Source organism: Streptomyces sp. H39-C1, assembly GCF_027158125.1.
Classification (GTDB): domain Bacteria; phylum Actinomycetota; class Actinomycetes; order Streptomycetales; family Streptomycetaceae; genus Actinacidiphila; species Actinacidiphila fildesensis.
On the sequence record NZ_JAPVLS010000207.1, the window covers coordinates 1 to 3,821 of the forward strand.

4 protein-coding genes and 1 pseudogene are annotated in these 3,821 nt (G+C 67.9%); 1 reads left to right on the top strand and 4 read right to left on the bottom strand.

Annotated features, from left to right (window positions below; translation table 11 throughout):
* Nucleotides 1–121 precede the first annotated feature (121 nt).
* From O3W51_RS47475 to O3W51_RS47485, 3 genes and pseudogenes are all read right to left on the bottom strand, one after another.
* Nucleotides 122–1,234 (bottom strand): annotated as a pseudogene (locus O3W51_RS47475) (UvrD-helicase domain-containing protein); the annotation flags it as partial.
* 212 nt (nucleotides 1,235–1,446) lie between these two features.
* Nucleotides 1,447–2,298: a DUF6083 domain-containing protein gene (locus tag O3W51_RS47480; RefSeq protein WP_269290271.1), complete on the bottom strand. Its 852-nt coding sequence runs from the start codon at nucleotides 2,296–2,298 to the stop codon at nucleotides 1,447–1,449.
* Nucleotides 2,299–2,476: 178 nt separating this feature from the next.
* Nucleotides 2,477–2,740, bottom strand: coding sequence for a helix-turn-helix transcriptional regulator (locus O3W51_RS47485; protein WP_269290273.1), 264 nt, complete (start codon nucleotides 2,738–2,740; stop codon nucleotides 2,477–2,479).
* Between the two features lie 480 nt (nucleotides 2,741–3,220).
* On the opposite strand from O3W51_RS47485, the gene O3W51_RS47490 reads away from it, so the two are divergent.
* Nucleotides 3,221–3,397: a hypothetical protein gene (locus tag O3W51_RS47490; RefSeq protein WP_269290275.1), complete on the top strand. Its 177-nt coding sequence runs from the start codon at nucleotides 3,221–3,223 to the stop codon at nucleotides 3,395–3,397.
* 17 nt (nucleotides 3,398–3,414) lie between these two features.
* Here O3W51_RS47490 and O3W51_RS49210 read toward each other — a convergent pair whose 3' ends face one another.
* A complete protein-coding gene (locus tag O3W51_RS49210) occupies nucleotides 3,415–3,531 on the bottom strand; it encodes a hypothetical protein (RefSeq protein WP_443048431.1) in 117 nt (38 codons plus the stop codon).
* Between the last annotated feature and the right edge of the window lie 290 nt (nucleotides 3,532–3,821).

Here is a 3,821-nt window from a genome sequence, read left to right on the forward strand (position 1 = left end):
CACTGCCAGCCCCCTCCGCCGCCCGAATCGACCAAGCATCAGAGTGCCGAGCAGCATGTCTCACCGCATCAGCAACTGTCCCTTTTCATCCGTACGAGGCTGGGGACGTTCACGTGTACCCCGACACGTATTCCTGCAGTTCGCCCCAGGTGGAAAAGAGCACGAGTTCCGAGTGCGAGGTCCGGCGGCCGTCCTTGAGATCCTGGGCGGCGGAGGCCAGGGCGCGCAGGCTCTGGCCTCCGCCCGCAAGGGCCACGGTTCGGCCTGCAGCGAGGTGCGTCATGACCTCGGTCATGGCGCCGATGTTGGTGCGGCAAAGCACTGCATCGGGGTCATGGACCTCGCCGAGCTCGGTGAGGATCGCCTCGGTTCCTGTCAGACGGATCGGGGCGTGGGCGATTGCCAGCCATCGGTTGGCCTCGTCGGCCAGGAGGGGGCCGAAGCGGAAGGACCGCGACAAGGTCAGGGTGGTTCCGTTGAAGCCGGTCATGATGTCGCGGGCACCACGCCAGCCGTAGATGGCCTGGGCCGAGTCGCCGACCACGACGAGCTGGGCATGGCCGCGCTGGGCGCAGAAGACCTGTTCTAGGACGGGGTTAGTGTCCTGAGCTTCGTCGAGGAGTAGGTAGTCGGCGTCGATGGTCGGGTCAGACAGTGCCCACAGCTTCAGATAGTGATCATGGTCGAAGCGCACCACGCCTTCCTCGGGGTGCTGCAGGTCGGCCCAGGCTTTGCGGGCGAAGGGCAGGACAAGCTCGGTGAGCTGCAGGTGCAGATCCTTGTCCTCCAGGCCGCGCAGGGGTGGGATGTGATGGGCGGCCAGGGTTCGGTCGGCGGAGTGGCAGTACCGAGACACGGCGTGGAGCACTGTGTGGGACAGCGCCCTGGCCGTGATCTCCCGTTCGCCGATCCGCACGCTCTGGGTCAGGCCCAGAGCTGCCCCGGTCCGCCAGCCCGCCTGACGGGGGGCGTTCAGGCGCTGGGCGTAGCGGTGGCCGATGGCGGCATAGGCCAGGGCATGTGCGGTCTTGCAGATCACCGTGCGGGGGAAGCGGGTGGCGGCGTCAAGGGCGATGGCTTTGTTGAAGGCGATGTAGCGGCCGCGGCGTTGGGTGCCGGAGGCGAGGAGCAAAAGAGTACTGGTCTTACCGGTGCCGGCGCCCGCCTGCAGAGCAAGGTGGTCACCGGCGTGGAACAGGTCGGCGGCTGTGGTCTGTTCGTCGGTGGGGCTCAGCACGGCATGCTCCTGTGAGGGCTGGAAGGTGGTGGTTGGGCTCGTGGTCTTGTGTCGGTGGCAGGGGTCCGCCGGTAGGCATCCTGACGGCGCAGCGCCGACGGCGGTGTCGGCGCCGGCTTGCGGGCGGCGCGGCGTCCGGCTGCGCACTGTCACGTTGGCGGCGGATGCTGTGTCGCAGGTTCCGGCAGGTCACGGCTGCCTCGGGCCTGTCAGGGGTGCAGAAATGCGTCAGGGAGGTGGGGTTGGATGTGCCGGTGGTGCAGGAAGGTATCGAAGGGCTCCCAACCGGTCAGGACAATGTCTGCGGCGAAGGGAGTCGCGGCGTGTGCAGGACAGCGCTGGGTGCGCCAGCGCAGTTGTTCCGCGTAGGGCAGCAGGTTGAGGTCGTAGGCGGCCATCACTGTGGGGGTGCTCGGGGCGATCAGATGGCCGGAAGTCGCGGGTGTGGGGATGAGGTTCCAGGTACCCGGCGTGGTCAGTGGTGCAAGCAGGGGGTGGGGGCAGCGGTGACGTGCGCGGGTCTGGGCCACGCATGTGATCTGCTCGATGGGAGCGGGGGCGATGTATAGAAGGTGGAGGAGTTGAACTGCGGGGCGATGGGAAGATGCCTGAGTCGCGTCGGTGGCGGACGATTCGTGGCGAGGGGTGAATCGGCCGGTGTCCAGGAGGCGGCGGGTGTTCAGAGCAAGGCCCCTCCGCACCTCCTGCACACCCGAGACGCCCGGGTCGAGGGTCGCGGGGCAGAGCGCGCGGTGGTGCACCCGGCACCAGGGCGAACCATCCTGCGTCGGGCGGGCCACCCCAGACTGAACGTGCCAACGCAGGTCCTCCGGTACCAAGCGGGTCGGCAGTTCGCCGGGGTGCAGCGGGACGGCGCGGTCGTCGTCGCGGTAGTACCACTCGACGCGGTTACCGCAATCGGTGCAGCTACCGCTCTGGCCGGAACGCAGGAGCCTAGTGGGGCTGTCGGGACTGACGCGCAGGGCTCGCGGGGGGCGGCGGTTCTTCGGGATGCCTTCCCAGGCGAAGTCGTCAGCGGCGGGGTTGTTGATGGCGCGCATGCGGTGAATGTCGCAGGCGACACGCCGTCACTGGGGCACCGAAGCCGTGGCTGTCCCCCAGGAGGCGGCATTCCCCGTACGCGAGTTCGTTCAATGGTTCAGACGTTCGTTGTCTAGTACCGGTTCGGGTGGTGGTGGCTGGACCCAAGGGCGGGGTCTCTGCTTTCGCCGAGGGGCATCAGACGGTTGGTGGGGCGGGCGCTTCGTGACCCAGGCAGAGGGTTCCCAAAAGCTGGTCGAGTGGGGCGCCCAGGGCATGAGCGAGGGCGTGCCAGGTCTTGAGACTGCCAATGGTGCGACCCTGCTCGATTTCGATGAGGGTGCGTCGGGCCAGGCCGGTGCGGGCGGCCAACTCGTCGTAGGTCCATCCGCGTGCGGCCCGCAGCCGAGACAGCTCCAGGCGGAGAGCTCCGAGGTTGGGGTCGGGCGGGGAGATCGTCACCCGTCCATCCGAAGGTGCAGACCCCTGCCCTGTCAGTGCAGATCTCTGCCCTATTTCTCCCTTTCGACCGCGCACCGAGAGGGCAGGGGTCTGCACTACCGTGTGCCGCCGCGGCCCATCCGGGCCACCAAAAATGGCCCGGTCCATGCCCAGGACCGGTAGCAAGGAGGGTGACGCCCGATGGGGCCTGCCACCACCCGGCAGCCGGCCCGGTGCTGGACGGTGCAGCTCCGCACCACCCATCACGGCCTGGTGCTGACCTGCCCGCAATGTGGGACCAGCTCCCTCCCAGCCGGGGCAGGTGCGCACACCGCCGTGCTGGCCCATCTGGCCCAGCACGCCCGCAACAGCCCGCTAGCCCCCTACCTAAGGACCTGCCAATGCGGCGCCCAAAACTGCCCCTGGCACCCCCGGCAACGAGGCTGTGACGGACCGATCCTGCTCATCCTCACTCGCAACCAGGCGGGTAGCGTCTGGCGCTTGGCCGACCTGTGCCGGTCCTGCGCGACCACCACTACCTACTCCGCCGCCGTCCCCGAACTCGTCGTCACTCCTACCCACCAAATCAACTCCGCGCCTTACGAGGCAGCGTCCTTGGATGAGGGCAGCGAGTCACCCGAAGAACACTTGTGGTGGGCGGAAGGACCCGAGCTGTAAAGACCGGCGGCTGAACGTCAGCCAGAACATCGCCTTCTTGGCGACAGGACCCGCAGCCGCGGCTGTTCGAAGGCGGCTTCGATGAGAGCCTGCCAATCGGCGCCCTGCCTGTGCGCGGCGGACTCACGCATCATCTGCCGCCAGGCCGGCACGCCTCACCGCGGTTGTGGGCCTGGGCCAGCTCCCACGTCCTCAGGAAGGCCCCCTGCGTGACGAGCTCGCGCACCTTGGCCCCCCGAATTCAGGAGCTCAGCGCGCCGACCACCTCAGACAGGTCCTGCGCGTGCCCGAGGCCATGGCAGGGCGGTTGCAAGTTCCGGGGTCGTGCGGCTGGTCGGGTTGTGACCGGTTGGGGCGCATAGCAGAGCAGGCACGGGCTTCGTGATCATTGTGGTGTCTAAGCCAGATGATCATGAGGTGGCCC

Excerpts from the sequence above, each read along its gene's own strand:
- O3W51_RS47480 (WP_269290271.1), bottom strand. The coding sequence starts at position 2,298 with ATGCGCGCCATCAACAACCCCGCCGCTGACGACTTCGCCTGGGAAGGC.
- O3W51_RS49210 (WP_443048431.1), bottom strand. The coding sequence starts at position 3,531 with ATGATGCGTGAGTCCGCCGCGCACAGGCAGGGCGCCGATTGGCAGGCT.